This window comes from Pseudomonas sp. DP-17 (assembly GCF_022380625.1).
Taxonomy (GTDB): Bacteria; Pseudomonadota; Gammaproteobacteria; order Pseudomonadales; family Pseudomonadaceae; genus Pseudomonas; species Pseudomonas nitroreducens_A.
Genome location: NZ_JAKSXG010000001.1, coordinates 68,924 through 88,098 on the forward strand (window position 1 = coordinate 68,924; position 19,175 = coordinate 88,098).

The window sequence follows — 19,175 nt, forward strand, 5'->3', positions numbered from 1 at the left end:
AACACTCTCCGAAAAATGACGAAGCGCCCCATCGGGCGCTTCGTGCGTGCAGCTTGTATAGGCTACGAATTCTACATGGTATGGGTCGGGCGGTCCGACTTCAGCGCGCCGGCGAGGTAGGTCTCGATCTTGTTGCGCGCGGTGTTGTCGCCATCGTTGAACTGCACGCCGATGCCGGCGGCACGGTTGCCCTGGGCGCCTTTCGGCGTGATCCAGACCACCTTGCCGGCGACCGGGATCTTCTCCGGTTCGTCCATCAGGTTGAGCAGCATGAAGACTTCGTCGCCCAACTTGTAGGTCTTGTTGGTCGGAATGAACAGCCCGCCGTTGCGGATGAACGGCATGTAGGCGGCATACAGCACGGATTTGTCCTTGATGGTCAAAGACAGGATTCCGTTACGCGGACCCAGATTTGGTGGCAAGCTCATTCAGCTGTCCTGGCAGATTTTTCCGATGGCCGGATTCTAGCCCGGCCCGGGGAGACTTGCCCACTGTACGAGCAAGGCTTCGAGAAGCAAGGCACGGTTAAGGTTGGCTTTATTGAGAACCTTCTGCCGTTGCAGCAGCAGCCAGTCCTGCATCGCCAGCACCTTGGGCTGTGTCGACTTCTCGGCGAGGTACTGCACGACCTTGCGCATGTCGGCCAACCCCAACCCTTCTTCGTCGCGGGCCAACTGGTAGCGCAGGATCAGCAGCGACCAGTCGCAGAACCAGTCGAACAACAGTGGCAAAGGTACCGCATTCCAGCTTTCTGCCAGCTGACCTGGGGCAACCTGCTGCTTGAGCAGCTTCTTCACGCCCTCTACCACCTGCGCGCGCTGCTCGCGCACGTTCTGGCCCTGCAAGCGCAGCGTCGTGAGCGGCGAGCCGCCGGCCAGTACCAGCAACTCGTCCAGCGCCTCAGCAGATTCGCCCGGCAGCGCATTGGCCAGCCAGTCACGGGCCTGCTCAGCAGTGGGCTGCGGGCAGGCCTGCTGCACGCAGCGGCTCTTGATGGTCGGCAGCAGGCGGCTGGGCTGATGGCTGATCAGCAGCAGCACGGTGTCGCCAGAAGGCTCTTCCAGACTCTTCAGCAGAGCATTGGCGGCGTTGAGGTTCATGGCCTCGGCCGGCTCGAGCAGCACCACCTTGCGCCCGCCCAACTGTGCGGTCTGGACCACGAAGCCCACCAGTTCGCGGACCTGGTCGACGCGGATGGGTTTTTCCGGCTCTTCAGGCTCCAGCAGGAAGAAGTCCGGGTGGGTACCGGCCGCGAGCAGCAGGCAGGCCTTGCACTGCCCGCACGCCTTGCCGCCTTCTGGATGTTGGCAGAGCAGGAAATGCACGAGATTGTCAGCCAGCACGCGCTTGCCGATGCCAGCCGGGCCGTGCAGCAAATAGGCGTGGGCGTGGCGCGGGCGGCTGCTGAGCTGCTGCCAGAGGCCCTGCTGCCAAGGATAGATATCAGCCATTGAGGCGCTCCAGCAGGCTCGGCAGCAGCGCATCCAGATCACGCTGCACTTCGGCCAGCGACTGCGCGGCATCAAGGATGCGATAGCGCGCAGGCTCCGCTCGGGCGCGATCCAGATAGGTATTACGTACCGCGTCGAAGAAGGTGCGGCCTTCCTGCTCGAAGCGATCCAGGCGGCCACGCGCAGCGGCGCGGGACAAGCCGATTTCCACCGGCAGGTCGAAGACCAGGGTGAGGTCGGGACGCAGGCCGCCCTGGACGAAACTCTCCAGTTGTGCAATGCGCTCCACCGGCAGGCCGCGGCCACCGCCCTGGTAGGCGTAGGTGGCGTCGGTGAAGCGATCACAGAGAACGACGGCGCCTCGCTCGAGAGCCGGGCGGATAACCTCGGCGATGTGCTGCGCGCGGGCCGCGAAGACCAGCAGCAGCTCGGTATCCACCGCCATCTTTTCATCGCTGGGATCCAGCAGCAGTTCGCGGATGCGTTCGGCCAGCGGCGTGCCGCCGGGCTCGCGGGTGAGCTGGACCTCGATGCCGCGCTCGCGCAGACGCTCGGCCAGGTACTCGCGATTGGTGCTCTTGCCCGCGCCTTCGGGGCCTTCCAGGGTGATGAACAGGCCGGTCACTCGGCTCACTCCTTGTGTTGTCGGGCTACTGCGCCGCAGGGGTGTCTGCGGCGGGAGCGTCGGCGTCCGGCATCGGCGCCGGCAGCGGAACGGGCGCCGGGCTGGAACGGTAGTCGGCACGGCGCTTGATCTGGAACTCCTGAACGGCCTTGTTGTGGTCGTCGAGGTTGTCGGAGAAGGTATGGCTGCCGTCGCCGCGGGCGACGAAGTACAGACTCTGTCCCGCCACCGGGTTGAGCGCGGCATGGATGGCCTCGCGGCCGGGCAGCGCAATGGGCGTCGGCGGCAGGCCGGCGACCACGTAGGTGTTGTAGGGGGTCGGGGTGCGCAAGTCGGCTCGGGTGATCTTGCCGGCGTAGCGCTCGCCCATGCCGTAGATGACGGTCGGATCGGTCTGCAGCAGCATGTTCTTCTGCAGGCGGCGCACGAAGACGCCGGCGATCTGGCCGCGCTCCTGGGGCACGCCGGTTTCCTTCTCCACCAGCGAGGCCATGATCAGCGCCTGGTAGGAATCCTTGTAGGGCAGGTCATCGCTGCGCTTGTCCCACTCCTCGGCCAGGATGCTGTCCATGCGCTGGTAGGCGTGCTTGAGGATGTCGACATCCTTGGTGCCACGGACGAAGCGGTAGGTATCAGGGAAGAAGCGGCCTTCGGGGAAGACGCCGGGCTTGCCCAGCTTCGCCATGACCTCGGCATCGCTGAGGCCGTTCAGGGTCTGCTCCAACTTGGGCTGGCGGGCAAGCAGTTCGCGCACCTGGTGGAAGTTCCAGCCCTCGACCAGCGTCAGGCCGTACTGCACCACATCGCCCTCTCGCCACAAGTCGAGCAACTGGGCGGCGGCCATGCCCGGCGTCAGGCGGTATTCGCCGCTGTGCAGCGCCTCGCCGGCCAGGTTGAAACGCCAGTACAGGCGCAGCCAGAAACCACCGTGCAGGATGTTTTCGTCTTCCAGACGGGTCAACAGGCGGCCGGGGGTGGCGCCGCTGGGAGCATCGAGCAGACGCTCTTCGGTGAGCTGGAGGGGCTGCTGCAGCGCACGCTGCTGCTCCCAGGCCGCCAGGCCCAGCACGAGCCCGGCCAGCAGCAGGCCGCCTTCCAGCAGCACCAGCAATTTGCGCATCACGTATCAGGAATCCAGAAGTTCGCGGAGTTGGCCCTGCAGTTTACGGGTCAGCGGCCCGACCGGCCAAGCGAACTCGGCCACGCCGCGCACCGGCCAGAGACCGTAGAGGCTGTTGCAGAGAAAGACCTCATCGGCCTGCGCCAGTTCGCCGTACTCGATGTCGCGGACGATGACCGGCAGCCCCAGGCCGCGGGCGCGCTCGAGGATTTCCGCGCGCATCACGCCGGCGACGCCACAACGGCTGAGCTCAGCGGTGATCAGCTCGCCCTGCTTCACCAGGAACAGGTTGCTGAACACGCCTTCGACGATCCGCCCGGAAACATCGCGCATCAATCCTTCGGCGAAGGCCGGGTCGCTCCACTCGGCACGGGCCAGGACCTGCTCCAGGCGGTTGAGGTGCTTGAGGCCGGCGAGCAACGGCTGTTCAGCCAGGCGAGTGGCGCAGGGGAAGAGCATGACGCCCTCTTCGGCGTTCTTCGCCGGGTAGGCCGGCGCGGGAGAACCCAGCAACAGGCGACGCACCTGGGCATCGGCCTGTGGGGCATACCCGCGCGCACCTTCGCCACGGGTCAGCATCAGCTTGGCGACACCATCGCCGAGCAGGGCGGAAAAACGCAGGAGTTCATCTTCGACGAGATCGAGCGAGACGGGCAGGGACAGGCGCCGAACGCCCTCCTCCAGCCTCGCCCGATGGCGTGCCAGCAGGCGCGGGCGGCCTGCGGACACGCAGATGGTCTCGAACAGCCCGTCACCGTAGGCCAGCCCGCGATCACGCACAGACAGGGCCTCGGCGCTCTGGCCGTCGATCCAGCTCAGCATCAGTCGTGGAACCGGCGGAACACCAGGGAACCGTTGGTACCACCGAAGCCGAATGAGTTGGACAAGGCGACCTCGATCGGACGTTCCTTGGCCTGATGCGCGACCAGGTCGAGATCGCAGCCTTCGCTGGGGTTGTCCAGGTTGATGGTCGGCGGAGCGACCTGATCACGCAGCGCGAGCACGCAGAAGATCGCCTCGATCGCGCCGGCAGCACCCAGCAGATGACCAGTCATGGACTTGGTGGAGCTCATCGACAGCTGGTAGGCGTGATCGCCGAAGATCGACTTCACCGCGGCGATTTCCGCGATGTCGCCTGCCGGCGTCGAGGTGCCGTGGGCATTGATGTAGTCGACCTGCTCGGGGTTGAGCCCGGCATCGCGCAGCGCAGCTTTCATGCAGCGTGCAGCGCCGGCGCCGTCTTCCGGCGGAGCCGTCATGTGGAAGGCGTCGCCGCTCATGCCGAAGCCGACGACTTCGGCGTAGATGCGCGCGCCACGTGCCTTGGCGTGCTCCAGCTCTTCCAGAACCAGGGAGCCGGCGCCGTCGGAGAGCACGAAGCCGTCACGGTCCTGGTCCCACGGGCGGCTGGCCCTGGTCGGCTCGTCGTTACGGGTGGACAGTGCGCGAGCCGCGCCGAAGCCGCCCAGGCCGAGACCACAGGCCGCCATTTCGGACCCGCCGGCGACCATCACGTCAGCATCGCCGTAGGCGATATTGCGTGCGGCCATGCCGATATTGTGGGTGCCGGTGGTGCAGGCAGTGGTAATGGCGTAGTTGGGGCCCTGCAGACCGAGGTTGATCGACAGGAACCCGGAAACCATGTTGATGACCGAGCCAGGCACGAAGAACGGCGAGATACGCCGCGGGCCCTGCTCGAACAGCGAACGACAGGTGTTTTCGATGTTGGTCAGGCCGCCGATGCCCGAACCGATGGCAACGCCGATGCGCTCCCGGTTGGCGTCGGTGACTTCCAGGCCGGAATCGCGCACCGCCTGATAGCTGGCGGCGAGGCCGTACTGGATGAACAGGTCGAGTTTGCGAGCTTCCTTGGCGGACATGTATTGCTCGACGTCGAACCCTTTCACCGAGCCGCCGAAACGGGTGGCAAAGGCGGACAGGTCCATGTGTTCGATCGGGGCGATACCGCTGCGCCCGGCGAGAATGCCTTCCCAACTGCTCGGCACATCCACACCCAGGGGCGACAACATTCCCATGCCAGTGATGACTACGCGTCTACGCGACACTGCGACTTCCTCTCATGTATTTCACGGCAATAACGCCGGCAGATGCCGGCGTTAAAGAAAAGCCGCACGCCTTTGCAGGCCGTGCGGCTTCTTTCGTCGGGGAGCCGACGACTACGTCTTATGCCTGGTGGGCAACGATGTAGTCGATGGCTTCCTGAACGGTGGTGATCTTCTCGGCTTGCTCGTCGGGGATTTCGGTCTCGAATTCCTCTTCCAGAGCCATCACCAGCTCAACGGTGTCAAGGGAGTCGGCGCCCAGGTCTTCAACGAAGGAAGCGCTGTTGGTGACTTCTTCTTCCTTAACGCCGAGTTGCTCAGCAACGATCTTCTTGACGCGTTCTTCGATGGTGCTCATACCTTGTTTTCACTCCTATGGACAATCCGTACAGCTGGGCTGCGGGTAAGTGTATAGAAAGGGTTTTCTGCATTTCAAGCTGAACGCTGATGCCCCTTCCCGGCGACCCAGTTGCTCTGTCTATTCCAGCGCGAACGCTTGGAGAAATTTAGACAGCGCATATGACATCGCCACGAAGGAACTCGTCACATCAGCTCATGTACATTCCGCCATTCACCGGTACCGTGGCACCCGTTACATAAGCTGCGCCCTCGGAAGCGAGGAATGCTACCACTTTGGCGATCTCTTCGGCTTGTCCCAGTCGACCCAGCGGAATCTGCCCGAGCAGCGCTTCACGCTGAGCCTCCGGCAGTTCGCGAGTCATGTCGGTGTCGATGAAGCCAGGAGCAACCGCGTTGACAGTGATAGCACGGGAACCGACTTCGCGCGCCAGCGCGCGGGTGAAGCCTTCCAGGCCGGCCTTGGCGGCGGCGTAGTTGGTCTGCCCCGCGTTGCCCATGGCACCGACGACGGAGCCGATATTGATAATGCGACCCCAGCGAGCCTTGGTCATGCCGCGCAGGACGGCTTTCGACAGACGGTAGAGACTGTTGAGGTTGGTGTTGACCACATCGAACCACTCGTCGTCTTTCATGCGCATCAGCAGGTTATCGCGGGTGATACCGGCGTTATTGACGACGATGGCCGGGGCGCCGGATTCTTTCTGAATGGCTTCGACAACAGCGGTCACGGACTCGTCGTTGGACACATCCAGGACCATGCCCGAGCCCTGGATGCCATTTTCCTTGAGGTACTCGGAAATCTTCTGTGCGCCGGATTCGCTGGTGGCAGTGCCGACCACGGTGGCGCCCATGCGGCCCAGTTCCAGTGCGATGGCCTGGCCAATACCGCGGCTCGCGCCGGTAACCAGGGCAACCTTACCTTGCAGACTCATGCTTTATCTCCTGTTCAAGCCAGAGCCGCGCGGGCTGCACCGAAGGCGTCCGCGGAGTCCAGGTTGTGGGTGGTCACGCCCTTGGCGCAACGCTTGTTCAAACCAGCCAGTACCTTGCCCGGGCCGCACTCGACCAGGTCGGTGACGCCCTTCTCGGCCAGCAGCTGCACGCTCTCGACCCAGCGGACCGGGCTGTACAGCTGCGCCAGCAGGTCGCGCTTGAGCGCAGCCAGGTCAGCCGGCACCTGGGCGGTGACGTTCTGCACCAGGGCAATCTGCGGCATTTGCCACTGCACGGCCTCGACAGCCTCGGCGAAGCGCTCAGCAGCCGGACGCATCAGTTCGCAGTGCGACGGCACGCTGACCGGCAGGGCCACGGCGCGCTTGGCCCCCCGAGCCTTGCAGCCTTCGATGGCGCGCTCGACAGCCTTGGCGGCACCAGCAATCACCACCTGGCCGGGCGCATTGAAGTTCACGGCACTGACCACTTCACCCTGGGCCGCTTCGGCGCAGGCGGCGAGCACATCGGCATCTTCCAGGCCGAGGATGGCGGCCATGCCGCCAGTGCCGGCAGGAACAGCTTCCTGCATCAGTTGGCCGCGACGCTCGACCAGCTTCACCGCATCGGCGAAGGCCAGGCTGCCAGCGGCGACCAGCGCGGAGTATTCGCCCAGGCTATGGCCGGCCACATAGGCCGGCTGCACGCCACCTTCCGCCTGCCACAGGCGCCACAGGGCGATGGAGGCAGTGAGGATGGCGGGCTGGGTCTTGTCGGTCTGGTTCAGGCGCTCTTCCGGACCTTCCTGGACCAGGGCCCACAGGTCATAACCCAGGGCGGCGGAAGCTTCGGCAAAGGTCTCGCGCACGGTGGCGTGCTGGGCACCCAGCTCGGCGAGCATGCCGAGCGACTGCGAACCTTGACCGGGGAATACGAAGGCGAGGGATGCGGACATTGCAACAGGTCCCTTTTGTCTGTGTCGTCAAATGGATAACGCCGGCGAAAGCCTGGCGCATTGAACTGACAGTTGGATGACGGTCTGACGACCGCGGTCACACATTAGAGCAGATGTTCCAGGCGGCCATGCAGCCGCTGGGGCAGATTCTCGCGAACTTCCAGCAGCGCGCGGCGCAGGGCGCTCTGGATGCCCTCCTCTTTCGCGCTGCCGTGACTCTTCACCACGATGCCCTGCAAGCCCAGGAAACTTGCGCCGTTGTGCTGCGATGGCGTCAGATCGCCGCGCAGCCGGCGCAGGAACGGCATCGCCATCAGCCCAACCGCCTTGGCCGGCAGACTGGAGTTGAACAACTCCTCCAGGCGCGCCGCGACCATGGCTGCCAACCCCTCGCTGGACTTGAGCAGGATGTTGCCGACGAAACCGTCGCACACCACCACATCCGCCAGCCCACGATACAGGCCGTCGCCTTCGATATAGCCAATGTAATTCACGCCACGCGCCTGCTGCAGGAGACTGGCAGCCAGCTTCACCTGCTGGTTGCCCTTGATATCCTCGGTGCCGACGTTGAGCAGCGCGACCCGGGGATTGCTCTTGCCCAGCGTTTCCGCCGCGACAGCCCCCATGACGGCGAACTGGTAGAGGTGCTCGGCACTGCAGTCGACATTGGCACCCAGGTCAAGCAGGTGGCAATGGCCAGTCTGCGTCGGCACGGCCGTCACCATCGCCGGACGGTCGATGCCGGGCAAGGTCTTGAGCAGGTAACGAGAGAGCGCCAGCAGCGCACCGGTATTGCCAGCACTGACGCAGGCATGGGCCTTGCCGTCCCGAACCAGCTCGAGGGCAACACGCATGGAGGAATCGGGCTTGCCACGCAACGCCTGAGACGGACGCTCGTCCATCGTGACGATTTCACTGGCGTGGTGGACATGAAGACGCTGGCGCTCGACCGGAGAAAGGCCGCGCAGGTGTTCTTCTATCAGAGGAGCCTGGCCGACGAGGACCAGCTGGAGGGAAGCATATTCGGCCAGAAAGGAAATGCAGGCCGGAACAATGCAGTGGGGACCGTAGTCCCCACCCATTGCATCAATCGCGATGATTGGTGCGGACAAAGATTACTCGTCAGAGCCTTTGTCTACGACCTTGCGGCCGCGATAGAAACCGTCCGGGGAAACGTGGTGGCGCAGGTGAACTTCACCGGTGCTCTTTTCCACGGACAGAGCGTTCGCGTCCAGGGCATCGTGCGAACGACGCATGTCACGAGCGGAACGGGATTTTTTGTTCTGCTGAACAGCCATGATTGATTAACTCCTAAACGTTTGGGTCACGCTTCAACTGCGCCAGTACGCTGAACGGATTGGGCCGCTCTTCGACGTTCTCGCTCGGTTCGGGCGCTGTAGCGTATCCCACCGGCTGCTGGCAATCCTCAGGGTCATGGACCGGCACGATGGGCAAGGCGAGCAGCAACTCGTCCTCAGCCAGCGAGGTCAGGTCGATGGGGTCATCCCCCACTTCCAACGCATCGTAGCCACTGGGCAGATCATCGATCGACTTGCCTTCCGGGATGATGACGTAATCGTACTCACCACCCACATGGAATTTGGCCGGCTCGAGACAGCGCTGGCATACCATGCTCACCTCGCCATTGAGCTCGACGTGCATGACCGCCAGTTTCTGCTGATCACGGAAGAAGGAAAACTTCGCGTGAACATCGCCTTCACTGCTGGTCAGTTGCTCGCTGAGACGTGCCATCTTGGCGATCGGCAGCACACCCTCGAGGGTGGCGGCGCGCTCTACCAATTTGCGCGGATCAACGTGAGGTGGTATCGGTCCATTCAACATAAGCGCGCCATTATAGGGATGCACCCGAAGCTGTCAAAGGAAATTAGCCATAAACCGCTGTATGGACAGCCCTTTTCGCTAGAATCGCGGTGATGCTCCGAAGGAATTCTCCATGCTACCCCTGATCCTTGCTTCCAGCTCGCCCTACCGTCGTGAATTGCTGCAGCGCCTGCGCCTGCCGTTCGAATGCGCCAGCCCCGACATCGACGAATCCCCCTTGCCCAGCGAGAGCGCCGACCAACTGGTGCGCCGACTGGCGCAAAGCAAAGCCCGCGCGCTGACCCAGCAATACCCCGCCCACCTGATCATCGGCTCGGACCAGGCCGCTGTGAATGGCAGCCGGATTCTCGGCAAACCCGGCGACATCGAGCGCGCGACCGAACAACTGAAGGATGCCAGCGGCAAGAGCGTCAGCTTCCTCACCGGCCTCTGCCTGCTCAATAGCCAGAGCGGTGAAGCCCAAATCGATTGCGTGCCTTTTACCGTGCACTTCCGCACGCTCGACGAAGCACGCATTCGCCGTTACCTGGAGGCCGAACAACCCTTCGACTGCGCCGGCAGCTTCAAGGCCGAAGGCCTGGGGGTCAGCCTGTTCCGCGCCACCGAAGGCGAAGACGCCACCAGCCTGATCGGCCTGCCACTGATTCGCCTCGTCGACATGCTCCTTGCCGAACGGGTGCAGATCCCCTGATAGCGAGCGCTCGAAACGAAAAGGCCCGACAATCGCCGGGCCTTTTTCTTCCTTATATAAGGAAAGACCTCAACGCAGAGCCGGCCCCTGGAAACCCATCCACAGCGCCAGGCGCTCGGCAACGCTGGCGCCAAGCTTCTTGGTGAAACGGTCGAAGGCAGTTTCCTGGACGGTGTAGTCCACCACCTCCTTCTCCTTGATGATCTCGCGCGCCACGTAACTGGTACTACCCAGACCATCGATCAACCCCAACTGCAGGGCCTGCTCGCCCGACCAGATCAGGCCGGAGAACAGCTCGGGATGATCCTTGTCCTTCAGGCGATCACCGCGCCCTTTTTTCACCACATCGATGAACTGCTTGTGCGTGGTATCCAGCACCTGCTGCCAGAAAGCGGTTTCGTCCGCCTTCTGCGGCTGGAACGGATCGAGGAAGGCCTTGTGCTCGCCCGAGGTATAGATGCGGCGGTCCACACCCAGCTTCTCCATGGTACCGACGAAGCCGAAAGTCGCTGCCGTCACGCCGATGGAGCCCACCAGACTTGCCTTGTCCGCGTAGATCTCGTCGGCAGCACTGGCGATGTAATAGGCACCGGACGCCCCCAGATCACTGATGACCGCGTAGACCTTGATATTCGGATGTTCGCCACGCAGGCGCTTGATTTCATCGTAGACATAACCGGACTGCACCGGGCTGCCGCCAGGACTGTTGATACGCAGGATAATACCCTTGGTGCCGGCATCCTCGAACGCGGAACGCAGCGCGCCAACGATGTTGTCGGCACTGGCCGCCTCGTTGTCCGCGATCATGCCTTTCACCTCGATCAGCGCCGTATGGCTGGCACTGCGCGACGCGGACTTGGACAAGCCGCCGAAAGGACTGAACAACGCCAACGCGCCGAACAGATAAACAAATGTCAGCAATTTGAAGAAGATACCCCAGCGACGCGACCGACGCTGCTCCTGGACGCCGGCCAGCACGGCCTTCTCCAGCAGCTTCCAGCTCTTGTCGTCACCTGCCGAGGTTTGCGCAGCCTTGCTATCGTCCGCCTTCCATTCATCCGACATCAGTTGCCTACCTCGAGCAGCGGTTTGACCGAGCGCCCGGCGAGCCAGGCGCGCAATTCGTTGAAATGATTCACTTCCAGTGCAGGACCATACTCCCGAAGCAGCTCCAGCGACTGAGCACCATAGCCCACCGCCACCGAATCCATGCCGGCGCGGCGCGCCATTTCCAGATCGAAGGGCGAATCGCCCACCATCAACGCATCGCGGGCATCGACTCGGCAATGCTCGAGAATCTCGTGCAGCATGCGCGGATCCGGCTTGCTCGCCGACTCATCGGCGGCGCGGGTGATATCGAAGAAGTCAGTCCAGCCCTGCCCCGCAAGCACGCGATCCAGCCCGCGGCGATTCTTGCCGGTAGCGACCGCCAATTGATAGCCCGCCCCGCGGAACTCAGCCATGGCCTCGGCCACGCCCGGGAACAGCGGCGAAGGCTGCACCTCCAGGCTCAGGTAGTGATTACCGTAATCAAGACGGAAGCGCTCCAGCGGCTCGCCCTCCTCCACCTCCGGGTAAAGCGTCTGGATAGCCTCGGGCAGCCCCAGGCCAATGATGCCCTTGATGGCCGCATCGCTGCGCTCCGGAAGACCGGAACCCACTGCCGCCACCCGCATCGCCTCGACGATACGACCGATGGAGTCCACCAGCGTGCCATCCCAATCGAAGATCAGCAGGGAATACTCACGCATCCAGGCGCTCCACGGTGCGCAGCCAGACTTCGTCCACCGGCGCCTCCAGTTCCAGCACACCACCATCCGGCAGCGGCACGCGCAGGTAGGCCGAATGCAGGAACAGGCGCTTGCCGCCCAGCTCGCGGATTTCGCGGGAGAACTCTTCGTCGCCGTACTTGGGGTCACCGGCAATGGAGTGGCCGGCGTGCTTGGCGTGCACACGGATCTGGTGGGTACGACCGGTGATCGGTCGCGCCTCAACCAGGGTGGCGAAGTCACCGAAGCGGCGCAGCACCTTGAATTCGGTCAGCGCCTCCTTGCCTTCGGGATTCACTTCAACCACGCGCTCACCGGAGCGCAGGTTGTTCTTCAGCAGCGGCACGGCGATCTGCTTCTTCGCCGCCGGCCAGTTGCCGCGCACCAGGGCGTGGTAACGCTTGTCCACCACGCGCTCGCCGCGCAAGGCGTCGTGCAGGTGGCGCAGCATGCTGCGCTTCTTGGCAATCATCAGCAGACCGGAGGTATCACGATCCAGGCGATGCACCAGCTCCATATCCTTGCACTCCGGACGCAGCTGACGGAAAGCCTCGATGACGCCGTAGTTCAGCCCGCTGCCGCCGTGCACGGCGATACCCGTGGGCTTGTTCACCACGATCAGCGCCTTGTCTTCGTAGACGATGGCGGATTCCAGGCGCTCCAGCAGGCCCTGGGCCAGCGGCACCGGCTCATCGCGCTCGGCCAGACGCAGCGGCGGCACGCGTATCACGTCGCCGGCCTGCAGCTTGTACTCGGGCTTGATGCGCCCTTTGTTCACCCGTACCTCACCCTTGCGAAGGATGCGGTAGATCAGGGTCTTGGGCACGCCCTTGAGCTGGGTGCGGAGGAAATTGTCGATTCGTTGGCCGGCATACTCCGGCGCGACTTCAAGCAGCTGAACGCCGGAAGTCGGAGGGGCGGGATTCGTCATCCGGATATAATAACAATTTTTCATTCAATTGAAGCACTTAATCATTGCTGCTATATTCGGGAGGCCGCCAAAAGTGGCCAGGTCTGCGGATGTTCGCGCAATCGCCATCCCCAACCGCCTGCAAACACATTGAACGGACACGAGGCAGTCCCCGGAAGCGTTGCAACGGCCCGAGCGATTCTCGCGCCGACAGCGCCTCGAAACCCAGGCCTTCAGACATGACCACGGCAGCCAAGGTCGCCGTGATAAAAGCCAACCCCGCTCCCGGATTCAGCGAGTGGCACCCGGCTCTTAAGGGAAATGTGCAGGGCGGAGATGCACAACTGTCGGATTGCGTTGCGTTCATGCCTTGAACGCATGCCTTGAACGTAGACGGAACATATCGTCCGCATCTGACAGCTAATTCCTCCTCCTGATGAGTGCTTGTTCTTACTCAACAAGCAGGAAACGTAGTCGCGGCACAGCAGATTTATCCTGCCGCCGCTAGACACTGGAATGGTCCGCCATTCCTGAGTACGTGCCTTAGCACCGACCATGAGAGTCGTGTGTGCCGATCGCCGTTTCCGGTGGCCCCGGAAACCATTGGTACTACATGAAAAGAATGCTGATCAACGCAACTCAACCCGAAGAGTTGCGTGTAGCGCTGGTAGACGGCCAACGCCTGTTCGACCTGGACATCGAGTCCGGCGCGCGTGAACAAAAGAAGGCCAACATCTATAAAGGCCGCATCACCCGCATCGAGCCGAGCCTTGAAGCCGCCTTCGTCGACTTCGGCGCCGAGCGCCACGGCTTCCTCCCCCTCAAAGAAATCTCCCGCGAATACTTCAAGAAGAACCCCGAAGGCCGCATCAACATCAAGGACGTCCTGAGCGAAGGCCAGGAAGTCATCGTCCAGGTCGAAAAAGAAGAACGTGGCAACAAGGGCGCCGCCCTCACCACCTTCATCAGCCTCGCCGGCCGCTACCTGGTGCTCATGCCCAACAACCCGCGCGCCGGCGGCATCTCCCGCCGCATCGAGGGCGAGGAGCGCAACGAACTGCGTGAAGCCCTGAACGGCCTGACCGTTCCCGGCGACATGGGCCTGATCGTCCGCACCGCGGGCCTGGGCCGCAGCTCCGAAGAGCTGCAATGGGACCTGGACTACCTGCTGCAACTGTGGGGCGCCATCAAGGAAGCCTCCGGCGAGCGCAGCGGTCCGTTCCTGATCTACCAGGAAAGCAACGTCATCATCCGCGCCATCCGCGACTACCTGCGCCAGGACATCGGCGAAGTGCTGATCGACAGCATCGACGCCCAGGAAGAAGCGCTGAACTTCATCGAGCAGGTCATGCCGCAGTACGCGAGCAAGGTGAAGCTGTACCAGGACAGCGTTCCGCTGTTCAACCGCTTCCAGATCGAGAGCCAGATCGAAACCGCCTTCCAGCGCGAAGTGAAGCTGCCGTCGGGCGGCTCCATCGTCATCGATCCGACCGAGGCCCTGGTGTCCATCGACATCAACTCGGCGCGCGCCACCAAAGGCGGCGACATCGAAGAAACCGCCCTGCAGACCAACCTGGAAGCGGCCGAGGAAATCGCCCGCCAGCTGCGCCTGCGTGACATCGGCGGCCTGATCGTCATCGACTTCATCGACATGACCCCGGCGAAGAACCAGCGCGCCGTGGAGGAACGCGTCCGCGAAGCCCTGGAAGCCGACCGCGCCCGCGTACAGGTTGGCCGCATCTCGCGCTTCGGCCTGCTGGAAATGTCCCGTCAGCGCCTGCGTCCGTCCCTGGGCGAGACCAGCGGCATCGTCTGCCCGCGCTGCAACGGCCAGGGCATCATCCGTGATGTCGAATCCCTGTCGTTGGCCATCCTGCGCCTGATCGAGGAAGAAGCGCTCAAGGACCGCACCGCCGAAGTTCGTGCGCGCGTGCCGTTCCAGGTTGCCGCCTTCCTGCTCAACGAGAAGCGCAACGCCATCACCAAGATCGAGCTGCGCACCCGCGCGCGCATCTTCATCCTGCCGGACGACCACCTGGAAACTCCGCACTTCGAAGTTCAGCGCCTGCGCGACGACAACCCCGAACTGCTGTCCGGCCACGCCAGCTACGAAATGGCCCCGGAGGAACACGAGGAAGTCCAGCCGGTCAGCGCCACCCGCACCCTGGTTCGCCAGGAAGCCGCGGTGAAGACCGTTTCCCCGCAGAGCCCTGCTCCGCAGCAAGCGGCCGCGCCGGTTGTCGAGGCCGCCAAGCCTATGCCCGAGCCGAGCCTGTTCCAGGGTCTGGTGAAGTCGCTGGTCAGCCTGTTCGCCGGCAGCAAGCCGGAGCCGACCCCGGTCGCCGCCGAGAAGCCGGCCACCGAGCGTAGCGAAAGCCAGGGCGAGCGCCGCAACGGCCGTCAGCAGAACCGTCGCCGTGACGGTCGCGATGGCGGTCGCCGTGATGACGAGCGTAAAGAACGTGGTCGCCGCGACGAGCGCGGTGAGCGCACTGAGCGTCCTGCCCGCGAAGAGCGTCAGCCCCGCGAAGAGCGCGCCGAACGCCAGCCCCGCGAGGAACGCCAGCCGCGTGAAGAGCGCGCGGAGCGTCAACCGCGCGAAGAACGTCAACCCCGCGAAGAGCGCGCCGAACGCCAACCGCGTGAAGAGCGTCAGCCGCGCGAAGAACGCGCCGAACGCCAGCCACGCGAGGAGCGCCAGCCCCGCGAAGAGCGTGGCGAGCGCGCCGAGCGTCAACCCCGCGAAGAACGCCAGCCGCGCGAAGAGCGTCAGCCCCGCGGTGAGCGCGGCGAGCGCCAGCCCCGTGAAGAGCGCCAACCGCGCGAAGACCGTCAGGCTCGCGATGCCGCCACCCTGGAAGCCGAAGAGCTGCCGAACGAAGAGCTGCTGGATCAACAGGATGACGAAGGTTCGGACGACGACCGTCCGCGTCGCCGCTCCCGTGGCCAGCGTCGCCGCAGCAACCGCCGCGAGCGCCAGCGCGAAGCCGGTGTGGATGGCGTTGAAGGCGAAGTGAGCGCTGAAGGCACTGCCGAACAGGCCGCCTCCGACACTCCGTCGCCTGCCGCCATGGTCGCTGCCGCGGCTACCGCTGTCGCCGTTGCTGAAGCTGCCGCCGAGCAGGAGCATCCCGCTGCGCAGGCCGCTGCCGAGGTCCAGCCGCTGGAATCCGGCGTGGTTGAAGCCGTGCGCACCGAAAGCGCCCTGGAACAGACCATCGAGTTCCTGGCCAAGCCTGCCGAACAGGCTGCAGAGCCGGTGGAGACCGCCAACGAGACCGCTGAAGTGACTGCCACCGAGCCGGTGGTTGCGGAAGAGGCGTCGGCTCCAGCCGCTGAAACCGTGATCGATACCGTCGCCCAGCGGCTCGAAGAGCCCAAGGCTGAAGCCCCGGTGGTTGCCGAGGAAGCTCCGACTACCACTCCGGCGGCAAGCGAAGAAGCTCCGGCCGTTCCGGCCAACGCCACCGGCCGCGCCTCCAACGACCCGCGCGAGCGTCGTCGCCAGGAGCGCGCTGCCCGCGAGGCAGCCGCTGCTGCCGCTGCCGCTCCGCAGGTGGAGCAGGCTCCGGCCGTCGAAGCCGTGGTTGAAGAAGCCGCTGCCGTGGAAGCCGAAATCGTGGTCGAGCCGACTGCTGAAGTCACTGTCGAAGCCGTCGAGGCCGAAGCTGTGAACGAAGCTGCTGAAGCCGCCGAGCAACCGGCAGCCGAACAGACTGAAGGCGTCGAAGCCGTGAAGTCCGAGGAAGAAGGCTCCGTGGTGGAAAAACACCACAGCTGATAGCTTCCTGATCTGAAAAAGGGGATGCATCTGCATCCCCTTTTTTATTGTCTGCCGCTTGCCCTTGCCACGACACCTGACCTGTAGAAGCAGGCTTGCTCGCGAACAGATCATGCTCCGCTGCCATGCGGTTCGCGAGCAAACTCGCCCCTACAAAAGAGCCTTCGCCTGCTCCGAGAAGCGGGCACAAAAAAAGGGATGCCTTGGCACCCCCTTTCTATTGGAAGCGAACTCAGTAGAGATTCGGTTCCATCTCCAACTCCACGCCGAAGCGCTGTTGAATATCGTCACGGATGCGCTCGGCCAGGGCATGCAGCTGAGCCCCGGTGGCGCCGCCGTAGTTCACCAGCACCAACGCCTGCTGCGCATGCACACCCGCTGCGCCCTCGCGGAAGCCCTTCCAGCCGGCCTTGTCGATCAGCCAGCCGGCGGCCAGCTTCATCTGCCCATCGCCCTGCGGATAGGCTACCAGGTCGCTGTAGTGCTGGCGCAGCACGTCGGCCCGGCCCACCGAAACCACCGGGTTCTTGAAGAAACTACCGGCATTGCCAAGCACCGCCGGGTCCGGAAGCTTCTCGCGGCGGATGGCGCAGATCACTCGCGAGACATCGGCCGGCGTCGGCGCAGTCACGCCCTCCTCCGCCAGGCGCTGGCGCACCGGGCCGTAGTCCAGGTGCAGTTTCGCCGCGCGACTCAGAGCAAAGCGCACCCGCAGGATCAACCAGCGACCCGGTTCGCGCTTGAAGCGACTGTCGCGGTAGGCAAACGCGCAGTCTTCCAGACCGAACTCATGCAGCTCGCCAGTCTGGCGATCCAGCGCGGTCAGACCGGCGAACACATCCTTGATCTCGACGCCGTAAGCACCGATGTTCTGCATGGGCGCGGCACCCACAGTGCCGGGGATCAGGCTCAGGTTTTCCAGGCCGCCCACGCCCTGCGCCAGGGTCCAGCGCACAAAGTCGTCCCACACCTCACCGGCCTGAGCCTCGACCACCACGCGCTCGCCATCATCACTGACGACACGCACGCCACGGGAAGCCATGCGCAAGACCAGTGCCTCGACGTCACGGGTCAGCAGGAGGTTGCTGCCGCCGCCAATCACCATCAGCGGCAGACCTTTTTCCGCAGCGGCGGCTATACCGGCGCGCACTTCGGCATCGTCATGAGCCTGGGCAAACCAGCGCGCCGTGACCTCGACACCGAAGGTGTTGTAGGGCTTGAGGGAAATGCGTTCTTGCAGTTGCAGCGTCACAGGCGCCCCCTCACTTCCGTCAGCAGGCCATCGCAGGCCCTTTCCACCAGGTCCAGCACCCTCTCGAAACCATCCTCACCGCCGTAGTACGGGTCGGGGACTTCATCGATCTCCAGCTCATAGCGACGCAGGAACAGGTCCAGCTCCGCCTTTCCGCCGCTGCCGCGCAGATGCTTGAGATCGCGCAGGTTGGCGTTGTCCATGGCCAGGATCAGGTCATAGCGGGAGAAGTCGGCGAGGCTGACCTGACGTGCCCGCAGGCTCGACAGATCATAGCCACGGCGCAACGCGGCGGCGCGAGTGCGTGCGTCCGGCGCCTTGCCGACGTGCCAGTCGCCGGTGCCGGCCGAGTCGATCTCGATGCGATCTTCAAGGCCCGCTGCGCGAACCTTGTGGCGGAGCACGCCTTCGGCAGTGGGCGAGCGGCAGATATTGCCCAGGCAGACGAACAGGACCTTCATCAAGCCCCCAGGATGCGCCGCACGCGCTCCAGGTCTTCCGGGGTGTCGACGCCGGCCTGCGGAGCTTCCAGGGCATCAGCCACGTGAATACGCACGCCGTGCCAGAGCGCCCGCAGCTGCTCCAGGCACTCGGTGTCTTCCAACCAGCACGGGCCCCAGGCCACGAAATCGCGCAGGAAGCGCGCACGGTAGGCGTAGATGCCGATGTGGCGGCGGTACGGCACGTTGGCCGGCAGGCTTTCGCGGTCCGCGGCAAAGGCGTCGCGCGCCCAGGGCAGCGTGGCGCGGCTGAAGGTCAGCGCCAGGCCATTCTTGTCGCTGACCGCCTTGACGATGTTCGGGTTGAACAGTGCGGCCGGGTCGTGGATTTCCTCGCACAGGGTGGCAATGCCCGCCTCAGGGTGCGCCGCGAGGTTGGCAGCGACCTGATCGATGATCGACGGCGGCACGAGCGGCTCGTCGCCCTGCACGTTGACCACGATGGCATCGTCGGCCAGGCCCAGCGCGTCAGCCACTTCCGCCAGGCGGTCGGTGCCGGAGTTGTGGTCGGCGCGGGTCAGCACCACCTGGGCGCCAAAGCCCTGGCAGGCATCGAAGATACGCTGGTCATCGGTGGCAACCACGACCTGGGTAGCCGAGCTTTTGCCGGCCTGCGCCCAGACGTGCTGGATCATCGGCTTGCCGGCGATGTCCTGCAGCGGCTTGCCGGGCAGGCGGGTGGAGGCGTAGCGGGCGGGAATGACGACGGTGTAGGCCTGGGTCATGACGTTACTTATCCAGACGCTCGTCGACGTTCAGGGTACGCGCCTCGCCTTCCAGCATCACCGGAATGCCGTCGCGCACCGGGTAGGCCAAGCCGTCGGCCTTGCAGATCAGCTCGGACTTGTCGTCGGTGAGCTTGAGCGGGCCCTTGCACAGCGGACAGGCGAGGATGTCGAGGAGTTTCGGGTCCATGGTGCGTTCCT

At 64.1% G+C, this 19,175-nt stretch carries 21 protein-coding genes; 2 read left to right on the forward strand and 19 right to left on the reverse strand.

Features of this window, described 5'->3' with window-relative positions:
• Window positions 1-71: 71 nt before the first annotated feature.
• The 12 genes from MJ122_RS00325 to MJ122_RS00380 all read right to left on the reverse strand — a co-directional run bounded on the left by MJ122_RS00325 (window position 72) and on the right by MJ122_RS00380 (window position 9,346).
• Window positions 72-428 carry a PilZ domain-containing protein gene (locus MJ122_RS00325; RefSeq protein WP_009621447.1) on the reverse strand — a complete coding sequence of 119 codons (357 nt, stop codon included), beginning with the start codon at window positions 426-428 and terminating at the stop codon, window positions 72-74.
• A 36-nt stretch (window positions 429-464) separates the two neighbouring features.
• Complete coding sequence (locus MJ122_RS00330; protein ID WP_239741709.1) at window positions 465-1,451, reverse strand: DNA polymerase III subunit delta'; 987 nt, start codon at window positions 1,449-1,451, stop codon at window positions 465-467.
• Complete coding sequence (gene tmk / locus MJ122_RS00335; RefSeq protein WP_239741711.1) at window positions 1,444-2,076, reverse strand: dTMP kinase; 633 nt, start codon at window positions 2,074-2,076, stop codon at window positions 1,444-1,446. Before tmk ends, MJ122_RS00330 begins: the two co-directional genes overlap by 8 nt.
• Before the next feature lie 25 nt (window positions 2,077-2,101).
• Complete coding sequence (gene mltG / locus MJ122_RS00340) at window positions 2,102-3,196, reverse strand: endolytic transglycosylase MltG (protein WP_239742772.1); 1,095 nt, start codon at window positions 3,194-3,196, stop codon at window positions 2,102-2,104.
• A 6-nt stretch (window positions 3,197-3,202) separates the two neighbouring features.
• Window positions 3,203-4,018, reverse strand: coding sequence for an aminodeoxychorismate lyase (pabC, locus tag MJ122_RS00345; protein WP_239741713.1), 816 nt, complete (start codon window positions 4,016-4,018; stop codon window positions 3,203-3,205).
• Complete coding sequence (gene fabF, locus MJ122_RS00350; protein WP_239741715.1) at window positions 4,018-5,262, reverse strand: beta-ketoacyl-ACP synthase II; 1,245 nt, start codon at window positions 5,260-5,262, stop codon at window positions 4,018-4,020. Before fabF ends, pabC begins: the two co-directional genes overlap by 1 nt.
• A 118-nt stretch (window positions 5,263-5,380) precedes the next feature.
• The gene (gene acpP, locus MJ122_RS00355; RefSeq protein WP_015477931.1) at window positions 5,381-5,617 is read right to left on the reverse strand and encodes an acyl carrier protein; all 237 of its coding nucleotides are present in this window, start codon (window positions 5,615-5,617) and stop codon (window positions 5,381-5,383) included.
• 190 nt (window positions 5,618-5,807) lie between these two features.
• Window positions 5,808-6,551 carry a 3-oxoacyl-ACP reductase FabG gene (gene fabG / locus MJ122_RS00360; RefSeq protein WP_037014455.1) on the reverse strand — a complete coding sequence of 248 codons (744 nt, stop codon included), beginning with the start codon at window positions 6,549-6,551 and terminating at the stop codon, window positions 5,808-5,810.
• A gap of 14 nt (window positions 6,552-6,565) precedes the next feature.
• Window positions 6,566-7,504 (reverse strand): ACP S-malonyltransferase, encoded by a 939-nt coding sequence (fabD, locus tag MJ122_RS00365; protein ID WP_017517631.1) that lies wholly within the window; start codon window positions 7,502-7,504, stop codon window positions 6,566-6,568.
• A gap of 104 nt (window positions 7,505-7,608) precedes the next feature.
• The gene (gene plsX / locus MJ122_RS00370) at window positions 7,609-8,616 is read right to left on the reverse strand and encodes a phosphate acyltransferase PlsX (protein WP_275590542.1); all 1,008 of its coding nucleotides are present in this window, start codon (window positions 8,614-8,616) and stop codon (window positions 7,609-7,611) included.
• A gap of 3 nt (window positions 8,617-8,619) precedes the next feature.
• Window positions 8,620-8,802 carry a 50S ribosomal protein L32 gene (gene rpmF, locus MJ122_RS00375; protein ID WP_009621425.1) on the reverse strand — a complete coding sequence of 61 codons (183 nt, stop codon included), beginning with the start codon at window positions 8,800-8,802 and terminating at the stop codon, window positions 8,620-8,622.
• Window positions 8,803-8,815: 13 nt separating this feature from the next.
• The gene (locus tag MJ122_RS00380) at window positions 8,816-9,346 is read right to left on the reverse strand and encodes a YceD family protein (RefSeq protein ID WP_088416930.1); all 531 of its coding nucleotides are present in this window, start codon (window positions 9,344-9,346) and stop codon (window positions 8,816-8,818) included.
• Between the two features lie 112 nt (window positions 9,347-9,458).
• Here MJ122_RS00380 and MJ122_RS00385 point away from each other — a divergent pair, with 112 nt between their 5' ends.
• A complete protein-coding gene (locus MJ122_RS00385; protein WP_239741717.1) occupies window positions 9,459-10,037 on the forward strand; it encodes a nucleoside triphosphate pyrophosphatase in 579 nt (192 codons plus the stop codon).
• Between the two features lie 69 nt (window positions 10,038-10,106).
• On the opposite strand, the gene sppA is transcribed toward MJ122_RS00385, so the two are convergent.
• The 3 genes from sppA to rluC are packed head-to-tail and all read right to left on the reverse strand — an operon-like array spanning window position 10,107 to window position 12,737.
• Window positions 10,107-11,102 carry a signal peptide peptidase SppA gene (gene sppA / locus MJ122_RS00390; protein ID WP_239741719.1) on the reverse strand — a complete coding sequence of 332 codons (996 nt, stop codon included), beginning with the start codon at window positions 11,100-11,102 and terminating at the stop codon, window positions 10,107-10,109.
• On the reverse strand, window positions 11,102-11,788 hold the full coding sequence (locus MJ122_RS00395; RefSeq protein WP_088416927.1) for an HAD-IIIA family hydrolase: 687 nt from the start codon (window positions 11,786-11,788) through the stop codon (window positions 11,102-11,104). Before MJ122_RS00395 ends, sppA begins: the two co-directional genes overlap by 1 nt.
• A complete protein-coding gene (rluC, locus tag MJ122_RS00400; RefSeq protein ID WP_239741720.1) occupies window positions 11,781-12,737 on the reverse strand; it encodes a 23S rRNA pseudouridine(955/2504/2580) synthase RluC in 957 nt (318 codons plus the stop codon). The genes MJ122_RS00395 and rluC overlap by 8 nt, the downstream gene beginning before the upstream one ends.
• A gap of 592 nt (window positions 12,738-13,329) precedes the next feature.
• On the opposite strand from rluC, the gene rne reads away from it, so the two are divergent.
• Complete coding sequence (rne, locus tag MJ122_RS00405; protein WP_239741722.1) at window positions 13,330-16,497, forward strand: ribonuclease E; 3,168 nt, start codon at window positions 13,330-13,332, stop codon at window positions 16,495-16,497.
• Window positions 16,498-16,729: 232 nt separating this feature from the next.
• On the opposite strand, the gene murB is transcribed toward rne, so the two are convergent.
• From murB to MJ122_RS00425, 4 genes are read right to left on the reverse strand one after another with little or no spacing between them, the layout of a single operon-like run.
• Entirely contained in the window at window positions 16,730-17,749 is a 1,020-nt protein-coding gene (gene murB / locus MJ122_RS00410) for a UDP-N-acetylmuramate dehydrogenase (protein WP_239741724.1), read from the reverse strand.
• Window positions 17,746-18,210, reverse strand: coding sequence for a low molecular weight protein-tyrosine-phosphatase (locus tag MJ122_RS00415; protein ID WP_239741726.1), 465 nt, complete (start codon window positions 18,208-18,210; stop codon window positions 17,746-17,748). Before MJ122_RS00415 ends, murB begins: the two co-directional genes overlap by 4 nt.
• A complete protein-coding gene (gene kdsB / locus MJ122_RS00420; RefSeq protein WP_239741728.1) occupies window positions 18,210-18,974 on the reverse strand; it encodes a 3-deoxy-manno-octulosonate cytidylyltransferase in 765 nt (254 codons plus the stop codon). The genes MJ122_RS00415 and kdsB overlap by 1 nt, the downstream gene beginning before the upstream one ends.
• A gap of 4 nt (window positions 18,975-18,978) precedes the next feature.
• Window positions 18,979-19,164, reverse strand: coding sequence for a Trm112 family protein (locus MJ122_RS00425; protein WP_009621404.1), 186 nt, complete (start codon window positions 19,162-19,164; stop codon window positions 18,979-18,981).
• Window positions 19,165-19,175 lie beyond the last annotated feature (11 nt).